This window comes from Faecousia intestinalis (assembly GCF_040096185.1).
GTDB lineage: Bacteria > Bacillota > Clostridia > Oscillospirales > Oscillospiraceae > JAZOXB01.
Map to the genome: position 1 here is coordinate 14,693 of NZ_JBBMFF010000244.1, position 26,604 is coordinate 41,296.

The 26,604-nt window shown below is 49.4% G+C and carries 32 protein-coding genes and 2 pseudogenes; 10 read left to right on the plus strand and 24 right to left on the minus strand.

Going from position 1 to position 26,604, the window contains the following annotated elements:
- Positions 1–12: 12 nt before the first annotated feature.
- The gene (locus WMO66_RS10595) at positions 13–1,872 is read right to left on the minus strand and encodes an AAA family ATPase (protein WP_349136457.1); all 1,860 of its coding nucleotides are present in this window, start codon (positions 1,870–1,872) and stop codon (positions 13–15) included.
- Positions 1,873–2,019: 147 nt separating this feature from the next.
- Positions 2,020–2,391 carry a TnpV protein gene (locus tag WMO66_RS10600; protein WP_349136458.1) on the minus strand — a complete coding sequence of 124 codons (372 nt, stop codon included), beginning with the start codon at positions 2,389–2,391 and terminating at the stop codon, positions 2,020–2,022.
- 516 nt (positions 2,392–2,907) lie between these two features.
- Between WMO66_RS10600 and WMO66_RS10605 the strand changes: the two genes are divergently transcribed.
- Together WMO66_RS10605 and WMO66_RS10610 are read left to right on the plus strand one after the other, a co-directional pair.
- Positions 2,908–3,249 (plus strand): hypothetical protein, encoded by a 342-nt coding sequence (locus WMO66_RS10605; RefSeq protein WP_349136459.1) that lies wholly within the window; start codon positions 2,908–2,910, stop codon positions 3,247–3,249.
- A 12-nt stretch (positions 3,250–3,261) separates the two neighbouring features.
- Positions 3,262–3,441, plus strand: a complete 180-nt coding sequence (locus WMO66_RS10610; protein WP_349136460.1) for a hypothetical protein — start codon at positions 3,262–3,264, stop codon at positions 3,439–3,441.
- Between the two features lie 43 nt (positions 3,442–3,484).
- On the opposite strand, the gene WMO66_RS10615 is transcribed toward WMO66_RS10610, so the two are convergent.
- On the minus strand, positions 3,485–4,057 hold the full coding sequence (locus WMO66_RS10615; RefSeq protein ID WP_349136461.1) for a helix-turn-helix domain-containing protein: 573 nt from the start codon (positions 4,055–4,057) through the stop codon (positions 3,485–3,487).
- A gap of 388 nt (positions 4,058–4,445) precedes the next feature.
- Positions 4,446–5,903, minus strand: coding sequence for a DUF4368 domain-containing protein (locus WMO66_RS10620; protein WP_349136462.1), 1,458 nt, complete (start codon positions 5,901–5,903; stop codon positions 4,446–4,448).
- A 194-nt stretch (positions 5,904–6,097) separates the two neighbouring features.
- Between WMO66_RS10620 and WMO66_RS10625 the strand changes: the two genes are divergently transcribed.
- The 8 genes and pseudogenes from WMO66_RS10625 (at position 6,098) to WMO66_RS10660 (ending at position 11,465) form a co-directional block, all read left to right on the plus strand.
- Entirely contained in the window at positions 6,098–6,316 is a 219-nt protein-coding gene (locus WMO66_RS10625) for a hypothetical protein (RefSeq protein WP_008979746.1), read from the plus strand.
- A 128-nt stretch (positions 6,317–6,444) separates the two neighbouring features.
- A complete protein-coding gene (locus tag WMO66_RS10630; RefSeq protein ID WP_349136463.1) occupies positions 6,445–7,389 on the plus strand; it encodes a DUF6017 domain-containing protein in 945 nt (314 codons plus the stop codon).
- Between the two features lie 36 nt (positions 7,390–7,425).
- The gene (locus WMO66_RS10635) at positions 7,426–7,899 is read left to right on the plus strand and encodes a PcfB family protein (protein ID WP_003505435.1); all 474 of its coding nucleotides are present in this window, start codon (positions 7,426–7,428) and stop codon (positions 7,897–7,899) included.
- The gene (locus WMO66_RS10640) at positions 7,896–9,677 is read left to right on the plus strand and encodes a VirD4-like conjugal transfer protein, CD1115 family (RefSeq protein WP_349136464.1); all 1,782 of its coding nucleotides are present in this window, start codon (positions 7,896–7,898) and stop codon (positions 9,675–9,677) included. The genes WMO66_RS10635 and WMO66_RS10640 overlap by 4 nt, the downstream gene beginning before the upstream one ends.
- A gap of 65 nt (positions 9,678–9,742) precedes the next feature.
- Positions 9,743–9,895: pseudogene (locus WMO66_RS10645) on the plus strand (Maff2 family mobile element protein); the annotation flags it as partial.
- A 73-nt stretch (positions 9,896–9,968) separates the two neighbouring features.
- Positions 9,969–10,238, plus strand: a pseudogene (locus WMO66_RS10650) (helix-turn-helix domain-containing protein); the annotation flags it as partial.
- 230 nt (positions 10,239–10,468) lie between these two features.
- Positions 10,469–10,996 (plus strand): hypothetical protein, encoded by a 528-nt coding sequence (locus tag WMO66_RS10655; protein WP_007884079.1) that lies wholly within the window; start codon positions 10,469–10,471, stop codon positions 10,994–10,996.
- Positions 10,997–11,039: 43 nt separating this feature from the next.
- The gene (locus WMO66_RS10660) at positions 11,040–11,465 is read left to right on the plus strand and encodes a hypothetical protein (protein ID WP_022261510.1); all 426 of its coding nucleotides are present in this window, start codon (positions 11,040–11,042) and stop codon (positions 11,463–11,465) included.
- 44 nt (positions 11,466–11,509) lie between these two features.
- Here the strand turns inward: WMO66_RS10660 and WMO66_RS10665 are convergent, their stop codons facing one another.
- The 20 genes from WMO66_RS10665 to WMO66_RS10755 form a co-directional block, all read right to left on the minus strand.
- Positions 11,510–12,331, minus strand: coding sequence for a helix-turn-helix domain-containing protein (locus WMO66_RS10665; protein WP_006859270.1), 822 nt, complete (start codon positions 12,329–12,331; stop codon positions 11,510–11,512).
- Positions 12,332–12,534: 203 nt separating this feature from the next.
- The gene (locus WMO66_RS10670; RefSeq protein WP_349136465.1) at positions 12,535–13,338 is read right to left on the minus strand and encodes an N-acetylmuramoyl-L-alanine amidase; all 804 of its coding nucleotides are present in this window, start codon (positions 13,336–13,338) and stop codon (positions 12,535–12,537) included.
- Entirely contained in the window at positions 13,331–13,714 is a 384-nt protein-coding gene (locus tag WMO66_RS10675; protein WP_349136466.1) for a hypothetical protein, read from the minus strand. The genes WMO66_RS10670 and WMO66_RS10675 overlap by 8 nt, the downstream gene beginning before the upstream one ends.
- A 3-nt stretch (positions 13,715–13,717) precedes the next feature.
- Positions 13,718–13,990, minus strand: a complete 273-nt coding sequence (locus tag WMO66_RS10680; RefSeq protein ID WP_097791540.1) for a hypothetical protein — start codon at positions 13,988–13,990, stop codon at positions 13,718–13,720.
- A complete protein-coding gene (locus tag WMO66_RS10685; RefSeq protein ID WP_097791539.1) occupies positions 13,987–14,283 on the minus strand; it encodes a hypothetical protein in 297 nt (98 codons plus the stop codon). The genes WMO66_RS10680 and WMO66_RS10685 overlap by 4 nt, the downstream gene beginning before the upstream one ends.
- A gap of 12 nt (positions 14,284–14,295) precedes the next feature.
- Positions 14,296–14,694: an isoaspartyl peptidase gene (locus WMO66_RS10690; protein WP_349136467.1), complete on the minus strand. Its 399-nt coding sequence runs from the start codon at positions 14,692–14,694 to the stop codon at positions 14,296–14,298.
- The gene (locus WMO66_RS10695; RefSeq protein ID WP_349136468.1) at positions 14,684–15,301 is read right to left on the minus strand and encodes a carbohydrate-binding protein; all 618 of its coding nucleotides are present in this window, start codon (positions 15,299–15,301) and stop codon (positions 14,684–14,686) included. The genes WMO66_RS10690 and WMO66_RS10695 overlap by 11 nt, the downstream gene beginning before the upstream one ends.
- Complete coding sequence (locus WMO66_RS10700; protein WP_349136469.1) at positions 15,262–16,434, minus strand: reverse transcriptase domain-containing protein; 1,173 nt, start codon at positions 16,432–16,434, stop codon at positions 15,262–15,264. Before WMO66_RS10700 ends, WMO66_RS10695 begins: the two co-directional genes overlap by 40 nt.
- 186 nt (positions 16,435–16,620) lie before the next feature.
- Entirely contained in the window at positions 16,621–16,809 is a 189-nt protein-coding gene (locus WMO66_RS14495; protein WP_353963853.1) for a DUF6273 domain-containing protein, read from the minus strand.
- Between the two features lie 25 nt (positions 16,810–16,834).
- Positions 16,835–17,296, minus strand: a complete 462-nt coding sequence (locus WMO66_RS10705) for a hypothetical protein (protein ID WP_097791535.1) — start codon at positions 17,294–17,296, stop codon at positions 16,835–16,837.
- Between the two features lie 6 nt (positions 17,297–17,302).
- Positions 17,303–17,491: a hypothetical protein gene (locus tag WMO66_RS10710; protein ID WP_349136470.1), complete on the minus strand. Its 189-nt coding sequence runs from the start codon at positions 17,489–17,491 to the stop codon at positions 17,303–17,305.
- Positions 17,492–17,710: 219 nt separating this feature from the next.
- Entirely contained in the window at positions 17,711–19,561 is a 1,851-nt protein-coding gene (locus WMO66_RS10715; RefSeq protein WP_349136471.1) for a DUF6273 domain-containing protein, read from the minus strand.
- Positions 19,551–20,102: a putative phage tail protein gene (locus WMO66_RS10720; protein ID WP_187031862.1), complete on the minus strand. Its 552-nt coding sequence runs from the start codon at positions 20,100–20,102 to the stop codon at positions 19,551–19,553. The genes WMO66_RS10715 and WMO66_RS10720 overlap by 11 nt, the downstream gene beginning before the upstream one ends.
- 13 nt (positions 20,103–20,115) lie before the next feature.
- Complete coding sequence (locus tag WMO66_RS10725; protein ID WP_349136472.1) at positions 20,116–21,348, minus strand: baseplate J/gp47 family protein; 1,233 nt, start codon at positions 21,346–21,348, stop codon at positions 20,116–20,118.
- A complete protein-coding gene (locus tag WMO66_RS10730; RefSeq protein ID WP_349136473.1) occupies positions 21,348–21,752 on the minus strand; it encodes a DUF2634 domain-containing protein in 405 nt (134 codons plus the stop codon). Before WMO66_RS10730 ends, WMO66_RS10725 begins: the two co-directional genes overlap by 1 nt.
- Positions 21,752–22,132, minus strand: a complete 381-nt coding sequence (locus tag WMO66_RS10735) for a DUF2577 domain-containing protein (protein ID WP_349136474.1) — start codon at positions 22,130–22,132, stop codon at positions 21,752–21,754. The genes WMO66_RS10730 and WMO66_RS10735 overlap by 1 nt, the downstream gene beginning before the upstream one ends.
- Positions 22,125–23,084 carry an XkdQ/YqbQ family protein gene (locus WMO66_RS10740; protein ID WP_349136475.1) on the minus strand — a complete coding sequence of 320 codons (960 nt, stop codon included), beginning with the start codon at positions 23,082–23,084 and terminating at the stop codon, positions 22,125–22,127. Before WMO66_RS10740 ends, WMO66_RS10735 begins: the two co-directional genes overlap by 8 nt.
- A 15-nt stretch (positions 23,085–23,099) precedes the next feature.
- On the minus strand, positions 23,100–23,771 hold the full coding sequence (locus tag WMO66_RS10745; protein ID WP_349136476.1) for a LysM peptidoglycan-binding domain-containing protein: 672 nt from the start codon (positions 23,769–23,771) through the stop codon (positions 23,100–23,102).
- Positions 23,771–25,903 (minus strand): tape measure protein, encoded by a 2,133-nt coding sequence (locus tag WMO66_RS10750; protein ID WP_349136477.1) that lies wholly within the window; start codon positions 25,901–25,903, stop codon positions 23,771–23,773. Before WMO66_RS10750 ends, WMO66_RS10745 begins: the two co-directional genes overlap by 1 nt.
- A gap of 230 nt (positions 25,904–26,133) precedes the next feature.
- A complete protein-coding gene (locus tag WMO66_RS10755) occupies positions 26,134–26,559 on the minus strand; it encodes a phage tail assembly chaperone (protein WP_097791524.1) in 426 nt (141 codons plus the stop codon).
- Positions 26,560–26,604 lie beyond the last annotated feature (45 nt).

The following is a 26,604-nucleotide window of genomic DNA, read 5'->3' on the forward strand; positions in this document are numbered from 1 at the left end:
TGCTTTCTCTCCTCATCCAACTGCCACTTCGACTTTTTTGCCGCTGAAGGCCACGCCGTATTTATAAATCGTCCTGACCCCGGCTGTCGTCAGCTCGGTTTCGTATTTCTTGTCGTTGATCTGCTGCAAGGCCGTCTCGGACAGCTTTTTCAGCTTTTCGTCGCTGCAATTTTTCTCCGCTTTCAGCTCGATCAGGATGCCCGGAAGACCCTTTTGCGTGGGCTTCAGCTGAATGTCATAGCGCCCGTCGCCGGATTCCCGGTTGGAGGTCACGAAAGCGCCGCCCAGCAGGGCGCACAGGCCCAGCATAAAGCCGTGGTAGAAGTTCTCCCCGGCAGTATCGAAGGAGCTGACCGACTGGGTCAGCAGCGTCTGTATCTGCGCTTTCAGCCGTGCGTTATCGCCGGAGAAGATGGCCTCCTGAACGGAAATCGCCGTGGACGGCGGGATCAGATCCTCTAACCTCTGCAAAATCTCCTTGTTATACACCAGAGAGATCTCCCGGTTGGGCAGGGAGACCTCGCACATAAAATCGCCGCTGAAGGAGGGCGTGGTTTTCAGTGCCTTCAGATAGCCGGTCACCAGCAGGAAGCTGTAAATGGTGGAGGGATTGCTTTTGATCTGCGGATAGATCACGCCGGTGTCGATGAAGGTAGTAAAGGTCTCGCCGTTGACCAGGGAGGTCAGACGGTTATAAATCCCCTCGTCCGCCTGGGCAAGCACTTCCCCGATAATATCGTTGCTGCCGGTGGAGACCCAGAAGGGCCTCGGCTCACACTCGTTGCTGAAGTAGTTGACCACCGACCACGGGTTGAAAATCTCTGTCTTGCCGAAGCGGTAGCCGTCGTACCACTGGCAAATCTCGTCGTACTTATCGACAGTGCCGTAGTATTCCGCCATCTCCATCACCTCGTCGGCGGTGAAGCCGAAGTAGGCGCTGTATTTGTTGTCCAGCACGGAGTTGATGGACAGGTTGTTCATCCCGCTGAAGATGCTCTCCTTTGCCACCCGCAGAATGCCGGTAAGGAAGCCGAAGGACAGGTGCTGATTATCCTTGAAACCGCCGGAAAACAGGTTCCGCATAAACCGGATGACCTTGTCGTAATAGTCCTTCTGATAGCCCTGCTGGATGGGGGTGTCGTACTCGTCGATGATGATAATAGGCGCAACGGCATAGTGCTTGTGCAGCATAGCGGAGAGATCCAGCAGCGCCGACGCCAGCTCAACCTCGCTGACTTTGCCGTCTGCCAGCTTTTCATAGGTCTTTTTGCTGTACTCGTCGCACTTATCGCTGTTCAGCAGCTCTTTGTGCCGCCGGGTCTCCTTTGCGAAAATATCCCGGATGGCTGCAAAGGTCTCCTCCCAAGTATCAAACTTCACATCCTTGAAGGTCAGGAAGATTACGGGGTACTTGCCCTGATAATCCCGGTACTTCTGGCCGCAGGCCCAGATCTTCTTATCCCGGAAATAACCAGAGGTATCCTTGTCGCTCTTTTCAAAGTAAGTGCGCAGCATATCCATATTCAGCGTCTTGCCGAAGCGGCGGGGACGAGTGAACAGCGTCACCATCGGACGCTCGTCGATAAAGTCCTTGATCATCATCGTCTTGTCGATATAATAGTATTCCGACGAGGCAAGGCAGTAGTTGGACACGCCGATGGGCAGGGGCAGCTTCGGTGCGCGCTCCGTCTTGCGGAAAGCGCCCGTCTTGAGCCGCTGATCCGCCGGCTTCTGCGTATCAGCGGGGATCAGCCAACGATTGCCCTGCTTCTTCGCACCGGCGATTCTCCCGTTCTTGCAGAGCGTCGCAACTCTCCGCTCCGTTATATTCCAGCGCACTGCTGCCTCTCTTACCGAGATCATTTCAGCCATAGGGGATACCTCCACGCATAAAATCACAAGTACATTATACCCGAATAAAAGAACAATGTCAACAAAGTCCAGAACAATGTCGCTTCAAAACAGCATTGTTCTTTTTGCGCACAAAACAAGCGGAGACCATAGGCCCCCGCTTGCTCGTTACCCGTATACAATTTCCTGCATCACGATTTCGTTCGCTCGGTTTCGGATGCCGTTCATCTTCCGCACCCACGCCATCGGGTCATCGGCTTTCAAGGCCTCCGTCACACCCTCGGCATCTGCGTATTGTTCTACCAGCCGAAGAAAGAGTTCCTGCGCTTGCTCCTCGATGTCTGCGAGGTGCCCATCCAGCACCCCGGCGGTCAGCAGGTTATAATACAACACACGGTGGTGCTCCCTCAGAAAGGTGCGCCGCCGCTGGCCGTAAATGCCGATAGGCCGTTCTTCTTCGGGCGGTAAGCAAACATCCGGCAAGCAGTAGTCGCCCTGCCTTGTGTAAGTGCCGCCCAGCTGCTCAAATAGCGATTTCATATGTGATCCTCCCATTCAAAATTTCCACCGCAGGTCTGCAATGCAAAATGCACCTGCCTTTCGGTTACAGTCTACCAAAACCGAAAGGCAGGTGCGAGTGTGCGAATTTTTAAATCGCAGATTTTCTAATTGACATTATTTACTTTCCAAGATATAATTTATAGTGTAGGTTATGTTAAATTTGAGTAACTTATATGACGGAGCGACGAGAAATCCGAAAAGAACAACGGACTCAAAACTTCTACAAGCTTAAAATATGTAATTCCTAGATACTATCAATGTCGATTAAAATTCTCGTTACGCCATTGAGAACCCACAAGATAGGCTCCGGGAGATTCTCCTCTCCTTTGAGGTGGGCCCAGTTGCTGTATCAAAGCTTTACACCATACTTCTTAGACAGTCATTTAGGTGACCGTCTTGGTTGTTGTGCGTGTAAAGTTCCAATTCGGATAGATTGAGACCATACACGCATAATGTGTATGGTTTTACTTTTTGTCCGGATTGGAGGTGAAAGTAATGAAAATCAATAAATACAACGCTCTGCGATTTTGGGAAGAGTGCTACGGCAGCAAACAGTATGCAGAGGATTTTCACGGGAATTTAATGTGTAAAGACGGCTATGGTAACAATAACTTCTCTGTAAACTATTATGGGCAAGAAATATATTGTGGGTGGAACATTCATCATATATTGCCGTTAGCTTGCGGAGGAACAAACGCAAAAAGCAATTTGCTCTGTACTAATATTGCAACGAATGAAGAAGCTGGAGACAGAATCACATTTTGGATTGGTGAATCCCTGTATCAAGTTAAACGGATATACGGAACAAGAGATCACGAAATCATTAGAATTGGGTAAGGAGTTTTATTTATGGGAAAACACTTTTTTGACTACGATGACGGAAATTTTGCTCATACAATCTCAGACAATATGGCAATTGACTCTGACGGCGATTTGCTGATGCGTATGGGAGATAATATGGCAATGGATATGGATTCAGGTGAATTACATATCATATCCGGTTGGCCGGATGACGAAGATGATGACTAATTGATAAGCAGCCGCCTCTACGGAAATGCAGAGGCGGTTACTTTTACTTCTTCCGCCTCATCTTCCTGCTGAATTCATTCAGCGTCTGGATATGCCAGAGGCTTTTGCGGGTGATGGAGCGGAAGGTCAGGGAGCAGAAGAAATCTACAAGAAAGATTTTCGGGATACAAAACTTCAGTCCCTTTTGAAAGGCTTTCAGCGACCCGCGGCTGCACCAATTGTGGACGGTGGTCAGGGTGTAGCCGGTCAGAGTTACCACATCTTTTACCGTGACCACATCCGGGTATTTGCGCAGCAGCTTTTCATAGTAGCCGTGCATCTGCCGCAGAGTGTCCTCCGGCAGCTCCTTGGAGAGCCTCGCCACATAGTGGGTACCGTACCATCCCTTCGGCGCAGAATAGAGTTCGGGAAAAATCGCCCGCTCCTCCAAGTATGCTTTCACATCCTCTTTTCGGATTTTATAGCACCGGGTTTTCTTGCCCGACCACTCGCAGGGCACCTTGCCGCTTTTGAGCAGGTGCAGTGCCGTGGACTTGCTGATGTGGCAGATTCGGAAAAATTGCTCCTTGTTCATCACCTCGGGAACGCTGTCCCAGTTAACGGGGAATATATCCATTTGTAACACCTCAAAAATAGATTTTCGTCGGTTGGAAGCTCTATTCTGCGGTGTATGGCCGTCTCCTATTTTTTCTCTCCTATCTTCCCGCATTTCTCTCCAAAATCGGGGAAAATGCCGATTTGAACCCACTTTCAAAAAAGCCTGTCCCGCAAGGCTTTCCGGGCGAAAAAGCCTGATTTCAAGCGGCTTTCGGCGGGTACGGGGCTTACAGAAACGACCCCAAAACGGGCACCCCCGTCACAGTTGCATAAAAGACTCGAAATCAGTTTGCGAGCAATCGCACATGGGTTCGAATCCCATCCTCTCCGCCAAAAAAGTCCAGTAAACTCAAGGCTTAATAGTGACAAGTAACTATTTTGTCGCAGAGAACGGTGTGACCCGAAGGTCACGCCGTTTTTCTGTGTTCATAGGTTGTTTGCGTGATGATAGGCTCGGAAATAACGGGAATATCTACATCGTCCACGAAGTTGAAGAAAATCTTCACTTTCTGCTTGCGCTTGCCGCTGGATTTGTCCGGGGCATAGACGATGATTTTCTTGATATACTCGTTCACGATGGTCTGTGTCAGCTCCTCCACATCCACATATTTCTGTGTCAGGGCGATAAAGGCATCCAGACCGTCGTTCATTTCTTCCCGCTGTTCCACCCATTCTTCGATAACTTCAATTTCGAGCTTTAACCGTTCCTGCTCCGCTTCATAGTCCGCAGACATCTTTCTGTATCTGTCCTGATTGAGATTTCCAAGAACATAGTCCTCGTACAGCCGGGCGATGATGACATCCAGATCGGCAAGGCGTTTCTTTGCCTGTTCCAGCTTCTTTTTGTCATCCCGGATGCTGCGCTCCTGGTCAGTCCTGCGGCATTGCAGCCATTCCTCCTGAAAACCGTCCACATCGCTTCGGATATACTCATTGACTGCCCGGATGCGTTCCAGAACGATTTCACGAAGCACATCTTCCCGGATATAGTGGGCAGTACAAGTACCACGGTTGCTCTTGTAGTTGTTGCAGACGTAGTGATCCTGCTTGCCCTCAAAGTTTTTGCTTGTGGCAAAGTGGAGCTTGCCGCCGCAATCGGCACAAAACAGAAGCCCGGAGAACAATCCCTGCCGTTCCGCTTTTGCAGGGCGGCGTTTGTTTTTCCTCAGTTCCTGCACCCTGTCAAACTGTGCCTGAGATACAATCGCTTCCTGTGTGTCCGGCAGATAAAACATATTCTCCGGCTCATTGGGAATCCGCTTTTTCAGCTTGTAGGACTTGGAATAAGTCTTGAAGTTGCAGGTACAGCCTGTGTACTCCTGCCGTTCCAAAATCCCTACAATGGACTGGTTGCCCCAGTGGTACGGTCTTTCCGGCATCGGCTTTTTCTTTCGCTTGGCATAGAGTGCCTTTGCAGTCAGAATCTGCTTTTCTTCCAGAATCCTTGCAATCTGCTCCGGGCCTTTGCCGTCAATGCAAAGGTCGAAGATGAGCTTGACTACCGGAGCCGCTTCTTCATCCAGAATCCAGTGATCCTTGTCCTCCGGGTCACAGCGGTATCCGTAGGGCGGTTTGCCCATGTGCTTCCCACTGGTTCCTCTCTGCCGCAAACTGACACGGACTTTCTTGCTGGTATCACGGGGATACCACTCGTTGAACAGATTACGGATTGCGGCGAAGCCCTCGCTGTCTCCCCGGTTGCTGTCTACGCCATCATTTATAGCGATAAAGCGGACATCATAACTCGGAAAGATAATATCCGTATATTGTCCAACAGTCAGATAGTCACGACCAAAGCGGCTGAGGTCTTTGACCAGCCAGCAGCCCACAAGCCCCTGCTTGACAAGCTCAAAGCCTTCCTGCACACCGGGACGATTGAATAATGAGGTGTGATAGCGATAGCGGCAAAAAGCTAATAAAATCAATGGTTTTGCGGACAGCGGATAGACAGGGAATGTGTTAAAAACTGAATACGCACACAAACGGCGTTACCTTAACCCCTTTGGGGGAGAAAGTAACGCCGTTTTTTTATGCCCGCAGGAAAGGAGGTGCAGCCGGAATGTATTTCACAAAGGGCAAGCAGCGGGCGTTTGAATTGCTCATGCAGCAGAAGCCGGGATTTGACCGCTATCAATCCGGTTGTGCCGGAGATGATGAAGATTGCGGCACTTGCCGTTTCTACCGCCCCGGGTGGAAATATGAGTTTTGCGTTTTCAAAGAGTGTCCCTATTGCCCCGGCAAGAGGACGCGGAAAACGCCCGCCAGCATGGACAAATAGACGGGTAAAAACCCTTGTGTTATGCGGCTTTGCAGACGCGAAAACGGCAGAGGGCATATTGCAATACCAAAATCGCCGAAAGCGGCTTTCTAATTGTCCACGCAGACCAAGAGAGGAAGTGATGAAACATGGCAGTTTTCCGAGTTGAGAGAAATACGGGATATACCGTTATGAGCAACCACCACTTGCGAAACAAGGAACTCACCATAAAGGCAAAGGGCTTGCTTTCGCAAATGCTGTCCTTGCCGGAGGATTGGGATTATACCCTTGCGGGATTATCCCATATCAACCGGGAAAAGATCGACGCAATCCGCGAAGCGGTAAAGGAACTTGAAAAGGCCGGGTACATCGTCCGCAGCCGGGAGCGCGACGAGAAAGGACGCTTGCGGGGTGCGGATTATGTCATATACGAGCAGCCACAGCCGCGAGAGCCGGAAGCAGCTACCAGCGGCGAACAGCCGCCTATATTGGATTACCCTACGTTGGAAAATCCAACATTGGATAATCCAACGTTGGAAAAACCTATGCAGGAAAAACCTACGTTGGAAAATCCAACGCAATTAAATAAAGATATATCAAGTAAAGAACAATCAATTACTGATTTATCAAGTACCCATTCCATTCCTTTCCATTCCCCAAACCCCTTGCCCTTTGCACAGGGCAAAGCGGCTACGCCGCCGGAAAGGAAAAGAACGGAAGCGAAAAGCAATAGCGCAGTAGAGATTTACAGGGAGATTATCAAGGACAATATCGAATACGACCATCTCATTCAAAACTGCAAAATCGACAAAGACCGTTTGGACGAGATTGTTGACCTCATGCTGGAAACCGTCTGCACAGCCCGAAAGACAATCCGTATCGCCGGGGACGACTACCCCGCCGAACTTGTCAAATCAAAGTTTTTGAAGCTGAACAGCAGCCATATTGAGTTTGTTTTGGACTGTATGAGGGAAAACACAACCAAAGTGCGCAATATCAAGCAGTATCTAAAAGCGGTGCTGTTCAACGCGCCGAGTACCATTGACAGCTACTATACCGCCCTTGTCAATCACGATTTTTACGGCGGCGAATGAGCATAGCCGCACTTTACCGGGAAAGGAGTTGATACCTTGCAGGAGGAAGTAACCCAAAAAACGATTGCCCTATACGTCAAAGTGGGAAAAGGCGCGGCGCGGCTTACCGAACAGGCGTTACAGAAAGCAATCCGAAAGTTTTTGGAGCAGAAAAGCAAGCCCGCGCATGGGAAACAGACCATGCGCCAGCTTATGAAGCAGAACGCGGGCGTTTCCAACATCGAGATCACCGACGCGAATATCAAAGCCTTTGAGAGTACGGCGAAGAAATACAACATAGATTTTTCGCTGAAAAAGGTTAAGGGCGAGCAGACCCGTTACCTTGTGTTTTTCAAAGGCCGGGACGCGGACGTTATGACCGCAGCGTTTCAAGAGTTTTCCGCAAAGAAGCTGAACCGGGAGAAAAAGCCCTCTATCCGCAAAGCCCTTGCCGCTGCAAAGGATAAGGCGAAGCAGCTTAACGCCGCCCGCGACAAGGTAAAGAAAATAGACAGGGGGCGCGAGATATGAAGCAGATAAACTACAAAAAGCTGATACTTCCGAATATCCCCTATGTGTTCTTTGTCTATCTCTTTGATAAAGTCGGACAGGCGGTGCGCCTTGCCCCCGGCGCGGATATTTCCGAAAAGATACTGAATATCACAAAAGGATTTTCCGAAGCGTTTTCAAACGCCTTGCCGAGCGTGTACCCGCTGGATTTGCTTGTTGGCATTGTCGGCGCGGTGGTTATCCGCTTGATTGTCTATGTCAAAGGGAAAAACGCAAAGAAATACCGCAAGGGCGCGGAGTACGGCAGCGCACGTTGGGGCAACGCCGAAGATATTAAGCCCTACATAGACCCGGAGTTTCAAAACAACATCATTTTGACACAGACGGAACGGCTTACCATGAACAGCCGCCCGAAGCAGCCGAAGTACGCGAGAAATAAGAACGTCGTCGTAATCGGCGGCAGCGGCAGCGGAAAAACAAGGTTTTTCGTCAAGCCTAATTTAATGCAGCTTCATTCCTCTTACGTCTTGACAGACCCGAAAGGCACCGTCCTAATCGAGTGCGGGAAGCTGCTGCAACGGGCGGGCTACCGCATTAAGGTACTGAATACGATTAACTTCAAAAAATCCATGCACTATAACCCTTTTACCTATATCCGCAGCGAAAAGGACATTTTGAAGCTGGTAAACACGCTGATAGCGAATACCAAAGGCGAGGGCGAAAAAAGCGCGGAGGATTTTTGGGTAAAGGCAGAACGGCTTTTGTATTGCGCATTGGTGGGCTACATCTGGTACGAAGCCCCCGCAGAGGAAATGAACTTTATTACCCTGTTGGAACTTATCAACGCCAGCGAAGCACGCGAGGACGACGAGGAATATCAAAGCCCCGTCGATTTGCTCTTTGCCGACTTGGAGGAACGCGACCCCGACCATTTCGCGGTGAAGCAGTACCGAAAATATAAATTGGCGGCGGGCAAGACAGCAAAATCAATCCTCATTTCTTGCGGTGCGCGGCTTGCCCCCTTTGACATTAAGGAACTCCGCGATCTCATGTCCTACGACGAATTAGAACTTGATACGTTAGGCGACAGAAAAACAGCTTTGTTCCTCATAATGAGCGATACGGACAGCACGTTTAATTTTGTTATCGCTATGCTGCAATCGCAGCTTTTCAATTTGCTTTGCGACAAGGCCGATGATGAATACGGCGGCAAGCTGCCCGTCCATGTGCGGTGTCTGTTAGACGAGTTCGCCAACATCGGTCAAATCCCACAGTTTGAAAAGCTGATTGCCACAATCCGCAGCCGGGAAATCTCGGCTTCTATCATTCTGCAATCGCAGAGCCAGCTAAAAGCCATTTACAAGGACGCGGCAGAAATCATACTGGACAATGCCGACAGCACCTTGTTTTTGGGAGGGCGCGGGAAAAACGCAAAGGATATTTCGGAAAACTTGGGACGGGAAACAATCGACAGTTTCAACACTTCCGAAAATCGCGGTACGCAGGTTTCTCATGGCCTCAATTATCAAAAATTGGGAAAGGAGTTGATGACACAGGACGAAATCGCAGTTATGGATGGAGGAAAATGTATTTTGCAGTTGCGCGGTGTGCGCCCCTTTTTCAGCGACAAATACGATATAACGCAGCACCCGAACTACAAATATCTTTCCGACTTCGACAAGAAAAACGCTTTTGACGTTGAACGGTATATGTCTACCCGTCCGGCAATCGTAAAGCCGGACGAACCCTTTGACATATACGAAATAGATTTGTCCGACGAGGACGCAGCCGCCGAATGACAGGCGGCATTTTTATTTACAACAACATTTTTTGAGCCGTTTTAGCGGCAGAAAGCGAGGTTTCTATGGAGTTTTTCAACAGCGCAGTTGACGTATTGCAGACTTTGGTAATCGCCCTTGGCGCAGGACTTGGCATTTGGGGCGGCATTAACCTCATGGAGGGGTACGGCAACGATAACCCCGGCGCGAAGTCGCAGGGCATGAAACAGCTCATGGCTAATTAGATGTAATAAAAGCGGAGAAAGGAAAAGCACAATCCAGACGGAACCGGCGGTGTAGTCAAGAAATATTGTGGAAACGCAAGATTTCTGCTATAATGGGTATAAAACACTTGACGATGGAAAGAAAGGCGGGAAGCCTATGCACATTAGTTATCAGCCACTATGGAACACACTGAAAGAGCGTGGCATGAGGAAAGAGGATTTGCGGCTTGCCGCCGGTCTTACCACAAATATGATTGCCAACATGGGCAAGGGAAAGAATATCAGCATGGAAACGCTGGTTCGCATTTGTGAAGCCTTGAATTGTGGTATTATGAATGTGATTAAATTAGAACAGGACAATATCTAAAGCGATATAATTTTATATTTGATTCGATTTGCACAAAAAATTAAATTTTAATTGTGTATATTTTCTATTGTACCCAATGTAAATAAGTGCTATCATAAAATAAAACAAGTACATTTGAAACATTTTATGATTTGAGAGTGTGCTTGCAGGTTAGTAGCATATTGCCAATAACTGAATACAAAAAATGTAGATTCTGGTCATTTTAGAAAGGAGCATTGTTTATGAAAAAATTTAGTAAAAGATTGTTTACCTCGTTGGTAGCGTTTTGTATGCTTTTTTCTGTGAGTGCGGTTCCTGCTTTTGCAGCGGAAACAACAACGGAAATAACGGATACTCAACAGCCGGTAGTCATTGGAGAATATGACGGATACTTAACCGATGTTATGATTTCCGATGGTGTCACCAAAAGAGCAGTCGCTAATGTTCGTATTAACTCTTATGCAACTTATGATGAGGATGATGGGATTCAAGTTCATGTGAAGTTGTATGTACCGTGGTATGAATCTCCAAAACCGGAGTTCACTGGTATGACTGGTACAGTTAATGTGCTTATGAACAAAAAATCCACCAATACGGCATTTGCAGAATTAGCCGACGGTGAAGAAACAATCGAAACTGATGTGGATACTGGAAGAACAGGTAATAGCGGAGATAAGGGAACGGTTTCTGTTTCTGGTGTTGCTACCGCTAATAATGCCTTGGCAGGCGGTGGAGCTTTCGCTATTTCTTACCCTGTGACACTTCCCTAATTAAATGCAAAACAGTTGTGAATTAAGGTTGGTAATAGGTAAAATGAAACGGTTATTGGCAATATGCGTATGTTTTTTTATGTGTGTAGGCTTATGTTCGTGTGATTCTTCCCAAACTCGGTCGGTATCATCATATAACTGGTCTTTAGAATTTATTACTGATTTAGATGGTAATATGTTATTCTCAGGTTCAGTGCATGATGACATACCAGTATTGGATTTGACATTGAGTTTTGAAGAAAAAAGTTTTATCTTAACAGATAACACTCATAAACAAGAATGGACAGGTACATATTCGCTTGAAAAGATTGACAATTCTTCTTCGAAACTCGGATTAACTTTTGAAAATTTAGAGGAGCCTGTTACAGGCGTATATGGAACAAGAGTTTATTCTGATGATTCAGAAAGCGCAACAATTACATTACAAACTGATGAAAATATCCTGTCTTTTGTTGGAGAAGATTCATAAATAAAAACAGCCGCTGTAGGAACAAAATCCTACAACGGCTGTTTTTATTTCCACGGCCTGCGCCGGAAGTTCATACCAGACTGTTTTATCAGCGGGGATTTCTTGAACAGCTTTTTCAAAAGGCTTCGTTCCTCTTGTGAGAGCCGCTTGTATTTGAGCCGGAACGCCTTGCAGAATATCTCCGTGAATTGCTGAACCCTGTCCCCCGGAGATTGCATGGCCTTTTGTACTTCCCGTATAAGTTCATCGGCAGGCGTGGTATCCGGCGCACTTTCGCTGTCATTTTCGTGCGCCTTGCGTATATCATGGAGAATGACGTCCCATGTTTTGTGCGTCACATGGCAGAAAAAATCTTCTTCCTCTATCTGACAGGCTTCCAACACTTTGATTGCCCGGTCTGCCGCAGCTTCGGGGTGTTCTTCCAGTACCATAGCCCGTAAAGCAGCCAGTGAGCTGTTTGTGTCATGGAAGTGCATGGTTGCTATCCCGTCCACATAGATTTCTGCGTCTGCCAGCAATTCCTTAAATTTTTCATGGGAGATAATCTCACACAGCAGCCGGTTATTGAAGCGTTCACTTTTCAGCAGTTCCACGACTTCATCACTCAAATGTAATTCTTCTATCGGGGTGTTTTCATATCTCCGATTATTGGTAAGGCCGAGCAGATAGTCAACCGACACCTGATAGAAGTCTGCCAGCTTCAACAGGCTGCCGTGGTTAATTTCCTTGTATTCGTCGTTGTCGTTTTCATAACTGCCGAGGGCTGATTTTGAAATGCCGGTTTCCTGTGCCAGTTCTTCCAGATTCAAGCCCCGTTCCACCCGTAAATCTTTCAGGCGTTCCTGTACGGAAATGCGGGTTTTCATAAACACATCGCTCCTTCCTGCGGCTGGCTGCCGCTGTTATTCCTTATTTTACCATAAATATTTCTACTCTGCAACGCTCTGAAGCACCCAAATACTGAACATTTCAGCCCTTTGAAGTTCGGTGAAATCGGGGTTATTAGTAACATAGTAGAAACACGCAAAAAAGGCCCTTCCAGCTTGAACCGGAAGGGCCTTTGTCATGGTTAGGTTTTGGCGGCGTAGTCAAGGGAAATCCAGCCAGCACCGCTTTTCAGTTTGCCCCACTTGGCCGCACCTTTGCCGGTGCTTTCAGCCACGATGGTATAAATACCGGGCTGGATGTAGCCGGTTGCACCGTAGTTTGTGCCGGGGCCTTTACGGATATTCAGGTTGGTGATCTTCACCCGCACAAGATAAGGGGTCACGGTGGCCCCTGTGGTGCCGCCTGTGGGCTTTTCTGCGGTTGGGGGTGTAACTACTACCCCACCACCATTGGAAGCGCCCTGAAGCCTTCTGTTGACTTCTGCGGCAATCTCCCCGTGTCTGGAATAAAGATATTCCCCCGGACAGGCTTTGTTGGCGAAGTCACGATGAACGGTCATGTTGCATCCGTTCCGATGGTTCACACGGTCATTCTTGTTCGTACTCCATACCAACTTCTTGATCCCGTTCCGCTTGCAAATATCCGTTACCAAATCCAACAGGGCCGCATAAGCCTTGGCGGTGACGGCGTAAGGGTGGGTGGTGTCGGAAGCAACTTCAATGGTGATTGCCCGGTTGTCATTGGTGCCGTTGCTGGAACACCAAGAACGATCCTTTTCATCCACGGAAAGGCCAATGGAACCATCCTTACCAACAACATAGTTGGCGGAACATTGCCGGTCTGTGGTGGCGAAATAATCACACCCCTGTTTTGCTGTCCATTGCCCAACGATACAATGAATCGTGATGGTGTCAATGGCGTGGTTCCGGGGGCTGGTTTTGTTTTTCGTGATCCGGGTATAGGTTGCAAGGCTGGAATTACTCATTTTCGGTATCTCCTTTCACTTGAAGAATGGCTTTGAACTTGGTGAAGGCTTCACCAATGTATTTGCAAGAAACCATCAGGACAGCGCCCACAATAACCAAGTCTGCAAAAATTTCTGTGTATTCCTCCGGGATTGCCCACCCAAGCTGATCAGCATAAATGGGAAGGGTGGTGATTGCCACACACAGCAAGGTCAGGCCCACAACGAAGGTGGCAACCTTCAGCCCGGAATTGATCATCTTCTGTTTGTCGAAAGGCTGAAGCAAAACCTTGATGTTGTAGTAAAGGGAAAAGGCCACATTGGACAGGTACGCACACAGGAAGATCAGCATGGCCCACCCAATATTGATCAGGTTGTTCAAAACAGCGTTCAGCATGGTTCAAATCTCCTTTGCATCGTTATAAATTTCAGGGCCGTACAGTTTCCGAAGTTTAATCCGGTTTTCGGCCTTGGCTTTGGAATAGTAAAACCCGGTTGCGGTTGCCAATTCAGCAAATATGGCGGGGATCAAATAGGCCAGCGGTTCAAGGTTTTCAGTTTTCCAAACCATGATAAGGGTGAAGGCCGTAACCCCAACGGTTACGGCCCCCACCACATACAGGATCAGCTTGGAAAACTCAATCTTTTGCTTTCGGGATGTTCGGCGGCTCACGCATCAACACCACCTGCAAGCCCATCAAGGCGGTGGTGGGCGGATTTGGCGGACTGTTCCACGGCCACAAGGCGTTCCCGCAATTCCTGAACTTCACCCTTGACATTCTTCATGTCAGATTTGATTTCGGACACTCCATCCCCGATGTTTTCCAGCTTCACAATCACGGTGGTAAGCTGGGCGGTTTCCTCGGCGGTGTCTTTCTTATCGTTGCGCTTCAGGTTGGAAATACCGGAATACAAGGCAAAGGAAACCGAAAGAACAGAAATTACAATAGACAATTCAAGCGTCATGTTTACCTCCTATCAGGCCCCGATCAGGGCGGCAATATAGCGCAAATCCTCAACAGGGCCGTTGTAGAAGTCATGATTCCAAATCCAATGATCTTCCTGTTCCGGGCGCTTGTACTTCTGACAAAGGGCATCTTCCCAAATCTTCCCCCACCGGGCCTGATACCCGGCATCACGCTTTTCCAGCTTGGGAATGATCCGGTTCAACAGTTCGCCCCGTTCCTGCCCCATGCCATCATCATTCTGTGTGAAGAAGTCATAGGCGTTTTGGCTGGTGGCCGAACACACCGGAAGATCATTCAGGATCAAAAAACCACCCTGACCATTCAGGGTGGTTCCATACGGAATGTTCACTTGTCCGCAAATCGCCTTGAACCTTGCCCGTTTACGGCAAACATAGGTTTTATACTCCATCCGTGCTTTCCTCCCACCCGTACACACCGGGTTCCCACACATTGGAATCCACCGTGGAAATCCAATGCTTTTCCTTATGGCTCACCTTTGCCCCCTTGGAATAAGCGTCATGCGCTCCCACCGGTTGGCTCCATTCGGGCCATTCTTCAGCGGGATCACTCGTTTTGCTCCACAGGCTGGAAGCCGTGTCCGGTGTCCAATCCGCTTGGGAAGTATGGGCCTGAACGCACTTGTAAAGGGTTCCGTTATACCGGCGAATCTGCCCCACCGTGTAGCCAACAGGGAAAGCCCATTCAGCGAACAAATCAGCGTGTTCCGCCGCCGTTTCAGCGTCAATGCTCCCGGCTTCCGCCAAGGTTACAAAGACGATTCCACCGGCTTCCGTGGCCTTGGTGATCTCGCTTCCTGCGTCCGTCTGTTCCAAACTCACCGTTTCCAGTTCATCCATAGCGGCACGGCCCAACAAATGGTAAGCTACACCCTCAAAAACAATGCCCGAAGCGTCAGGCTCCGGGCAAAGGACATAGCAACCATTTTCGGCTTTTTTGATGTAGTTCAGGTTCTCGGTCAGGCCGATACCGGCCCCGGCTTTGATGATTCTAAACATTGTCCACCTCCGAAAAAGATTGCATGGTAAAGCCGCCGCAACCTTAACAACCGTCCATGATCGTTGAAGTTCCGGTAATAGGCGCTTTGGCACTCCATGTATTGTTCTATGTCAAAGAAGGATCGTTTTCCCTCTTTGAACTCTTTGTGAAACAGCTTCAGCTTTCGCCTTGCCCGTTTCACTCCATCCCGGCTTCCATTCACCTTGATCTTGCCGGTTTCGGTAAGGGTGAACCGTGCTTTACAGAACCGGAATGGCTTTGTAAGCGGGATCACCTTACACTTACGCTTGTTCACTCGGATTCCAGCGGCTTCAAATCGCCTTACAATTTCATGGCCCATCAGCTTTGCTTCATCCACCGTGGGAAAGAAAGCATAGTAATCATCCATGTAATGACCGGCGCAATGAACACGGGCCTGACACTTGATCCATTGGTCAATTTTACTTGGTAACGCCACCATTTCCTGTTGGGAAGGCTCCACGCCCAAAGGCATCCCCCGGCCCGGTGTCGGGCATGGGGAATACTGGATTACAGTATCAGCCAAGTTTTGAAGTTCAGGATTCAAAATCAATTCCCGGTGCCGCTGATATAATAGGGCGTGGGAAGCGTTTGGAAAGAACCCTTTCAAATCCAACAGCAACACAGCACCTTCCCGGCCATAGCGCCGGTAATGCCATCCAAGCTGTTGTTTGATCCGTTTGAACTGCCAATGAAGGCCCTTTCCTTTTTGGCTTGCTCCGTTGTCATAGATCATGGAAGGTGAATATAGCGGGATCAGAACTTCATTGCAAAGGGTTTTGTGGATTTGTCGATCCGTAATATGTGGGGCATCTATCGGGCGGATTTTGCCCCGTTCCCGAAGGATGAAATGGGAACAGGCTTTGGGTTTCCATTGCTGTTCCAATACCGTTCGCCGCCGTGTTGCCGTACCAGAAAACAGGTGGCCTTCAAAGTTTTGAACACTTTGCTTCCACCGCACCCCGTTACAGCACTTTTTCCCATAGAAGAACATCTTCCGGTAGGAAAAGACTTTATTCATCGGCCCAAGGCTATTACACCGGGCCTGTTTCCGTTCCAACCGCTTTGCTTTGCGGCGCTGGAACCTTGCTTCATGCCGTTCTTGGCTTGTCATAATAAAAGTATTCGCCCCTCGTACAAATATCTTGTAGGGTGCCGTCTAAATTGCTTTGCCCTCACACATGAAATGGGATAAGGCACATTCACCCACCATGCAAGAAGCGTCCGTGTAAGGGCATCAAAGGGCAGTTTTAGGGATTGAAACCCAAGGAAGTACAACTCCTTTTACATCGGTCGTCTTTCACCTGAAAAGCCGTTTGCCTTCTGTTACTACATTTGACCGTGTATATTTGCAAAATCCGGGCCGCACACCAGCACAGTAATTGGCATTGTTATTGTTGTTGTTGCCATCCGTGTTGACATTCTGGAAATTATTGTTGTTGTTGTAATTAGGGGAACGAAGCCACCACCACACCGCCAACAGGCTCATTATCAGTTGCACACCTAATGGGAAATTATTTCTGTTTTGCTGTTACATTTTTGATCGCCCCTTTCAGAAGTTCGTTTTCTTTGTCGATCAGTTCACCCAAGTTTTGGGCCATCTTATCCAGTTTTTCCATTGCATCCTGTGACTTCACCGGGTTCCCCTTGGAAGTGGTAAAGGCCCCTTCCGGGTTCTGGTTCAGAATCAGGTAAACATGGGTCAAGCGAACATCCAGCGCCATCAGGGAAGCCCGTGCTTCAAGAAGATGGGCCTTCCTCATTTCAATGCGCTGGTTGTCCGAAGGAAAGATACTATTGGCCTTCTCCGCATGGTCGATGATCTCACCGGCCAGCTTTGCCACCGGCTCCGCAATCAACCGGGAATACCGGGCTGAAAGACGGGTCAGGAAGTTCAGGGTTTCAACATAAATCTGATTGGCCGTGTTGATGAACTCGGCCTTGCTTGTGGTTCTCTTTTGCTTCAGGACAGACATTTTCAGTTATACCCCTTTGGGTGAATTATCGACACTGATCGTTCCTTCCGCCTTTTCCACTTCTTCCAAGTGTTTCAGAAGAACAAATTCAATGTAATTGGTAATGGATCGGTGTTCACGGGTTGCAAGCGCCCCGATCTTGTCAAAGACTTCATCAGATAGGCGCAAGGTGAAAACACGCTTGTTTGTTGCCATACAATACCCCCTTCAAACAGGCTTATGGATATTGTATGGCTGATTTTGTCCGGTGTATGCACTCAAAAGACAGTCAAATGATAGCACTTTGCCGGAAAACCCCCATTTTCAAAAAATCGTCGGGCGGCTTACGCCGCCATTATTATTTTTATTTGGGGTTCCCTCCCGGAACCGCCGCCTTGCGGCGGCGGGATGAGGGCGGGATCATCCTGCGGGGGATTAGGCGGCAAAGCCGGGCCGCACACCAGCACAGTAATTGGCATAGTCACTGTTGCCGGTGCCATCCGCGACGACATACTGGAAATTACCGCTGCTGTTGTAATTAGGGGATCGAAGCCACCACCACACCGCCGTGGACACGGCGGAATGATTATAGGCTACTCTACTATTACCGGCTTTGTAGTAATCGTATTGTGCCTGATAATTCTGTTCATAGCTATTTGCATAGCTTCTTGTTCCGAACACTTCAAATTCAGCAAGCAAGAACAAGTAATCGGTGGTGGCCGTTACATAAGTCTGAACATTGCCGCCACCGTTGGCGGTATTATCGGTGTACTTGGTCACGGGTTGCATAACCGCCCTCAAATCGGCGGGAAGCGCCGCCATCAAGCTATTCGCCAACGGGCTTGTGGGGGTGTTACTGTTGCCCAATACAGTTTTTCTCATGTGTGAAGCGTTCCAACCGCCGCTGTTCGTCTGACTGGTATTCATGCGGAAACCATCACCGGTGTTGTTATAATTGCTATCACACAAAGCAACTGCCGTGGAACCGATCTTCCCGATCTGGAAGTGAATCTTGTTCGCACCTTCCTTGGCGGAATTGTGGTTGAAGCCCAAAATAAAGGCGTTCACGGTCAAGTTGCTGAAAGTGTAATTCCTCACGGTGCCATTCAGAACGATGGATTTCACATCACCAACGGCCCAATAGTTGGCCCCCAAACCTGCGGAACTGACTTCCCGGATGGTTGCCCAACTGTTATCGTTCAGAACCTTGGTGGGCAATGTCACTTCAACGGAACAGGTCTTATTGGCCGGGGCCGTGTGGTTGGTGCCAGCGGCCACGCTGACGGTGATTGTGGCGCTTCCTTTGGCCTTTGCGGTAACAGTTACCACCGAACCGGAAACACTCACAGAAGCCACCGTGGGGGCGCTGGAAGTGGCCGTAATCTTACCATCACCCGCCCTTGTCACGGTGATGGTGTCCGTGGTCTTTGCGGCGGTCAGTTTGATGGAAGTCTTATTCAAAGACAAACTACCAGCGGCCTTGGCAATGCTCCAAGCAACCGTTTTGGCCCCGGTGCTTCCATCAGCCCACTTGTAGTTCGTTTTCGGCGTGAAGGTGGCATTGTAGGAACCAGCGTTCGTGCCGCTGGTAGTTCCTCCAAGCGTCATTTTCCCGCTGTCATAGTTGTTCCAAGCGGGGCTTTGGGCCGAACCGGTATAAGTAAGGCTGTTGCTCTGCGTGGGGATCGTCATGGTGGCGGCGTTGATCGTCCAAGTCACTTCCTTGGCGGTCTGCGTACCGTCTGCCCACTTATACTTCCCTTTAGGGGTGAAAGTGGCCGTGTAGGTTCCAGCATTGGTGCCGGTAGTCACGCCGCCCAAGGTCAGCGCATCGGGGTTATAAGCGTTCCAAGAAGGGCTTTGGGCCTGTCCGTTATAGGTCAGGGTGCCATTCTGCGAAGGAAGAACATTGATGGTATAGACGATACCGGACACAGCATCCAAGGCCGCATTTGCGGCATCCTGTGCGTTCTGTGCGGCTTCCACACAGGTTCCGATCTGGTTCAACAGATACGGGTGGGCGGTCTGATCAAGGTTGTGTTCGCTCACCTTGTTTTGGGCCGTACCTTTGGGATCATAGTTCATGCTGGGAAGCTGTTCGGCGGGAACCTTACCATCCACCAGATCAGCCTTCCCGGATTGACCTTTCTGAAGGGCTTCAACGGCATCCGCATTGGCCTTCATTTGGGTATCAATCTTATCCATGTTTTCATTCTGAACCCCTACATCATAAAATTCAGATTCAAGGGGTTTAGTCAGCTTGTAGTTGGTTGTTTTATTCGCCATTCTTCAAAACCTCGTTTCTCAACTGATTATGGGTATAGGCGGCAAGCTGGGCATGGGTGAACCGCCCAAGTTCCGCATGGGTGTTATAAAGCTGAAGCAAGGTCACAACCATGTTTTGGGGAACAACCCGGTTCAGCAAAGATTCAACATCATTGAAGTTGTTCTTTGCGGCCAACCCGATTTTCACAAGAAGCTGATAGGTGCCTTCTTCCACATCAGCGGAATAGTTACCCTTCCCGCACAGCGTTTCAAGGATGTTCCGAAGCTGGGGCAAGGTGTACGGAAGTTCTTCATTGATCCGGGTCAGAATACGGAACCGGCGATCTTCAAGGCTGTCTGTTCCTTTGGGCGTAATTCCCAAAATCTTTTCCCATCGGGAAAGGCCCATGTTTCCAGCGGTGGGAATGAACTGGTTATCAAGAAGATCATCCGTGGTGTTCCACGCCTTTTCAATTTCCGGCTGTTCGCTCCCCATGATCCCCTGAAACTCCGCATAATCACGAATGACATAGGGAAGATAATCAATCAGTTTGCGTTCCATGCTCCCGCCCCCCTTATCCGTTGATCACGATGGTTCCCGGCTCAATGGTTCCCAAAACCGGGATGTGGTCAAGGGTCAGGGTACAGTTCGCCGCTTCACCGTTGATCTTGGTGTTGGCAATATCCAGAATACCGGTGATTCCCAACAGGCGGCTTTCCACCTGACTGATACGAACCACAAGGGCTTCATTCTGGTCTGCCCAACTTTGGGCCAGTTCCAAGAAGTAACCGTTGATTGCTTCCGTGACATAGGCGGAAACATCATCCCAACTCCATTCCCGCTGATAGTACAAATCGAAGGAAAGGTTGATGGTATCTTCACCCACGCCTTCAACCCTCACCACATGGCCGATGGGGGCAATGCCCACACCTTCACCGGCGTTCTGAAGTGGGTCAACTGCGGTCTGCACCTGATCCACAAGGGCTTCCGAAGGCTTCTTGAAGGAACTGTTGATGATCACCAGCTTCACGGTTCCGCCCACGGTTAGCTTGCTATTGGCTCCCGCCGCATACACGGCATTCAACCACGCCTTGATTTCCTCGGACACACCAGAAAGGCCGCTGATCCAAGTGTCGGTTCCCGTGGGCGGGATCAGCTTGGCCGGGTTCAAATCGCTGTTCCAAACCCGATATACCTTCACACCGCCCACGCCGGGAATGGCGTTCACCTTTTCCAGATAATCCGCACGGTTGCCGCCGAAGGCTTGGGCGTTCAGGCTATCCATGTAACGCTGTCTGAAAATCTCGGTATCTTCTTCATCCTCACCGGGGATCACCACGGCGGAAATGGAACAGGTTTCAAGCCCGTCCACATACTCAATGGGAATCACCGTTCCGGTGTAGTCATTACCGGCTTCACCAGCGGTTTCACAGGTGATTTCATACTTACCACTTCCACGGTCAGCCGAAACATAATAGTTCAGTTCTCCAATGGAAAAGCGGGTGTTCATGGGAAGGTGCAAGGTGGTTGGTGTAATGCTCAACTGCAACACGGCGGAGCTTGCCGGTTGCGGTTTCAGCCCCCTTTCTGCCGCCCTCAAAATGAGATAAGGGCGGGTTGCGGTGTCTGCAAAGGTTTCATTCAGCACCGTATCAAGGGCAATATAAAGATTCTGCAATTCCACGGCGGCGGGGGCATCACCGCACCAAACCAACGAACCTTCACGGGTGTCCAAATTGCCATTGATAGAAAGCGTCTTCTGAAGCATCCGGGAAAGGATTGCTTCATAGGTCTGTGCTTCATACATCAGATTTCAACCCCCAATTCTGCATTGATTTCGCCAAAAATGCTGACCACCGTGAAGGTAGTCAGCACTTTCTTTTTGTTCACCGTAAATTCAAAGTTCTGAACCGCCGTGATCCTATCATCCTGAAGCAAGGCTTCACGAACCCGGCGTTCAATTTCGGGAATACAGTATTCCACATCTTTCCCGATCAGATTATGAAGTTCAACCCCATAATCCCAAGAATGGATCAACCATTCATAGCGTTCTGTGTTCAGGATCAGAAAAACCGCCTGTTCCACAGCTTGGATTTCATCAATGGTGCCGATGATGGTCAGGTTGTTGTGGTTCATCCTGAAAGTACGGCTTGGAAGGGTTTCAATGGTGAAATCCTGTTTAATATCATCCTGCACTTGCGGAATCATCATCAAGCCCCCTTTACTCGGTCAATAACCACGAATTTCTTTCCTTGCTGAACCCGGATCAGAAGCACCTTTTCACCGACCTTCAAAGCGTTGTGAACCTTGAAGGTTTTCTTGCCAACATAGGCGTGTTTGTGGGCTTCATAAGCCGCCGCACCGGAACCACCGCCTTTGTCCTCGGTGCTGTGGTTCACCGTCATATCAACTTCAAAATCAGTCACATTCCGGGTCAGGATCAGCATTTTGGAAGTGTAGATGGATTTCTGATCCACCTGAATTTTCAAGGGTGAAGCGGAAAGGACAGTTCCAAACAGGATGTTCACCGGTTTCCCGGCTTCCACAGCTTCCACCGCCGCCCGTTTTACCACTTCAACAGGATTAGGCAATAAATTCACCCCCGATCAGGTCAAGTTCCATCATGTGTTCATCACCCCTGAAGGTATGGGTGACTTTGTTCACCACCATGTAATTGTTGGTGACAATATCGCCAAGGTTCAGGGCCACCACCACGGCGCTTCCAGCACGAACCCGCACATCACCGAAAGCGTTCTGAATGGTCAGCTTGCGGGTTTTCTGATCGTACAGCTTCAACAGGGCATCCGCCTTGGCGGAAGCGCCCGTTTTGGTCTGAACTTCTTCAAAATACTGAAGAACACCCCATTGGTTCATTTTCGCCCCGTCCTGTGCAATGAACAATTCCCGCTTACCGGTTTTTTCATCGTTATAGGCCAGCTTGATCTTGTTATAGGTCTGTTCATCAATGCTGGATTCATAGCTGAAGTTTTCCCCGGTTTCTTCATCAATCAGAAGGTTCAGCTTCATGGTATTGATGTTCTTCAGGGTCAGCTTCCCGGCATCGTCATACAGAACATAAAGCTGTTTGGTATTCATCAGGGTTTCATCAAGGGCGCTCTGGATCATATCAAACAGGGTTTGGTTTTCTTCCACGATGGTTTCAAGGGTATAACCGGTATCTTCCACCGTGCCAAGGTTCAACCGGAAATCTGTTGCAATGCGCTTCAGAAGGTCGGAAGCCTTCAGCCCTTCTTCCGTGATGGTGTCCTTGTTCTTCAGATAGCGCAACTGATCATAGGCCACAACATCAATGGTGCCGCCCTTGTCACGCTTTTTCTTGAACACAAACCCATAGAACATGGCGGTTCCGTTCACAGTCAGCTTCACCGGATCACCTTCAGCAAAGTTCAGCCCCGGCCCCTTGACAACGGTGAACTCTAACTTGCCGGGGGTTCCCTTGCGTTCCAAGGTCAACTTTGCGCCTTCCTCGACAACGGGGAATTGAATGGTGCTGTTATGCTGGATGAACAATTCAACTGCCAAACGGAATCACCCCTTTCAGGAAGGCAAAGTAAGAACCTGACCGGGATAGATCAGGTTCGGGTTCTTGATTTTGTCCTTGTTCAGATTATAGATTTTCGTGTAATCGGCCCCGTTGCCCAACTGCTTCTTGGCAATGTTCCAAAGGCAATCACCAGATTTCACCGTATAGGTGGCGGCTTTCGGGGCCGTTGTGGTGGGCCGGGGTGCCGCCTTAACCGTTGCGGTGGCGGTTCCCCCGGAAGTTTTGGCCGGTTGCACGGCCACGGTCTTGGTGCCATAGGCTCTGTACTGTTTCAGGTTGATCTTCACCTTCACATCAAAGCCTTCACCGGCATCATCGGTGATTTCATAGGTTTCAAGGCCAACGGTCAAATTGGTGTAATGGAACATCCCGCCACCGGGCTTCTGCCGGTTCAGGATGAATTGGAACGGGGTCTTGCTCACCTTCAGCCGTTCAAACAAGGATAGGTAATAGGCGGCGCTTTGCGCCCCACCGTTGCTGAAGGGATAGGACACTTGGGGAAGAACCAATTCAAAGGACACATCCGAAAGGCCAGCGGCCTTCAGAATGTTGATTTCTTCCCCGTTGATCAGGGTCATGGTCTTGTTCTGGTTATTGATCTTCACCGTCACCTTGGAAGGGGTGATGGGCATAAGCGTTCCCGCCATATACAGTTTATACGCCATTACTCATGCACCCCTTCTTCAGAAACTTCCAGCTTTTCAGCAAAGTCATTGGCCCAAGCATCCATGATCCCATCCAAATCAGCATCTTTGGAAATGTGGTTTTCATTGTGCTGTTCAACCTTGATTTCAGCGGTAGTGAACCGGTTGATTGCTTCACGCTCCGCAATGTCACGAAGATAGGCCAAATCTTCTTCAGCAATATCCAAGGCATCAGCGGTGGCCGCTGTGTTGTTTGCAATATCGCCGGTGTTCCCGTAAATGCTATCAAGATCATTGCCAAGGTTGAAGGCATCCAAAGAATCAGCCCCCATAGAATCCAAGGCGGAAAAATCAAACATACCGGAAACCTTATCGGCCACACCATCACCCCAAGCGGCACCGGAAGCAAAAGCATCAGCGGCCCAACCATCTTGGAAGGTGTCAAAGGTAGACATTCCTTCATTGAAGGCATCGGCAACGCTTTTATATTCCTCAACATTCCCATAGGCTTCAGCGGACTTGGCCGCATATTCGCTTGCTTTGCTGGTGATCCCGGAATAGTCGAACTCAACGAAGGGCAACTTGTTCAGGGCTTCACAAATACCGGCCACAACTGTAAGGGCCGTAGAAAGAAGGTTATAAAACCATCCCTGAACATTGGAAATGACATTATGGAAGGCGGTTCCGATATTGGAAGCACAAGCCCCCAAAGCGTTCCAGATACCCAAGGCAATATTCGCCACGGACAGGCCAAGGTTTTTGAAGAAGGAAATCACAACCATGATTCCCCCGCAAATCACACCGAAGCCGCTATTTGCAATTCCGGTGAACTTGGCAACTGCCGCACACGCCGCATAGATAGCCGCAATGACGGCGATAATCAGAAGGATGATCCATGTAAGGGGGCAAGCCAAAAGCGCCGCATTTAGACCCTGCTGGGCTACCGTAGCGGTGAAAGTGGCTCCCGCTTCCATAGCAGTTGCCGCCGCATGAACGGCCTTGGCCGTTGCCTGAATACCCATAATGGCATTTGTCACCAGCGCCACACCGTTATAAATCAGCATAGCGGCCACAATACCCATGATGATAGGCTGAATCCAACTCCAATTATCAACAATCACCGAAGCAACGGAAATCAGAATATCCAATAGCGAAGAAGCCACATTTGCAACCCCCGCAAGCCCATTGATCAGGGCCGTGGTAACTTGCTGGAACTTGGTGCTATTGGCAATCTGGTTGATCTTGGTCAGGATCGGGGCGAACATGGAAAGGGCTTTATTTTTCATCCCGGCCCAAATCTGCGCCCAAGTCTTGGGCATGGAATCGAACTTTGCGTTGGTTTCATCCGCCATAGCAAACATGGCGTTCTTCACCACTTCAGCCGTTACCTTGCCTTCCTGTGCAACCGTCTTGATGGAACCTTCTGCAATCCCCATATACTTTTCAATAGCTCTTGCGATACCCGGCGCACCGTCCAGAATGGAGTTCAGTTCTTCACCACGAAGCGCACCCGCCGCCATTGCCTGTGTAAGCTGGATCATGGCGTTGCTTTGCTCTTGGGCCGTAGCGCCGCCAATAACAAACTGCTTGTTCACCTGCTCCATGAAGGCAATGACCTGATCCATATTACCACCGAAGGCGTTACCAGCGTTCAGGCCAAGTTTCGCAACGGCGGAAGCGGTATCAAAGTAAACGGATCGGGAACGCTGGGCGGAAGCCATGATCTTCTGTTCCAACACATCCACGGAACCGCCATCATCCACCAGCAGATTCAACCGGGCCTTGGTGCTTGCCAATTTATCCGAAATGTTCTGCACCTTATTGATCCCGACGATACCACCAGCGGCAACGGCAATTTTCTTGATGGTGGACAGAAGTCCATTGGCGGAATTGTTACCCCCACGAATGGAATTATTGAACTTTTGCTGTTCATTATTGGCGTTCCTGATATTTTCTTCAATGGCATCAAAGGCGGTTCCCGCTTTCGCCCATTCTTCACGGGCTTCCCGGATTGCCGCCGTGTCAACGGCTCTACCGGAAGCCTGTTGCATGGATTCAAAGGTGTTCAGCACAACACCCATAGCCTTGTGCATACTCTGAAGGGGGCTGGTAACACCATCATAAAGGGCAATAGCGGTTCGGATAGTTCCCACAGGGATCACCACCTTTCTTGGAGAATGGCCGGGGCCTTAATGGTGTCGGCCCCGGCGCTGTTTGCGTTCAATTTCCTTCTGCTTCTTCTTTTCAGCTTCCACCCGAACATCAATGGCCGCAATGATGAAGGCCCGTTCACGGCGGGGCAAAGCATAAAAGGCGGAAGGTGTCAAATGAAGTTCGTGAAGGCAATAGTAAGCAATGTTCGCTTCACCATCACCTTCACAGATTAGTTTTTTGCTTCATCAACCTCATCCTGCATGGTGGTATCAAAACCACACACTTCCTGAATCTTGGTCAGGTATTCGGCATATTCGCCGGGGGTCAGCATGGTTTTCAGAAGGGCATCAGCGCCCATGACCTTGTAGCTGTCCTGAAGTTCCTTATCATTCAGATTGGGGAACACGGTACAAGCCACGGCCAGCTTGCCAAGGTAAAGATCATAGTCGGTTTCCTTCTGATACTGGTTCTTCTTGCCGGGAACCGGAACACGCTTGGCACAGGACTTCCGAAGGGCTTCATCCTCAGTGCCGGTGATGGTCTTGATCTCCCAAGGAATGGGGTTGCCATCCTCACCCAAGAAGCGTTTGGAAGCAACAAACTTGATGTTCTCAACGGGAACGGCGTTTTCAGCCAAAAAAGCGGACAGGCTCATTGTTTTTTCCTCCTATATTTTGATACGAAAAAAGGCCCCGGCCCC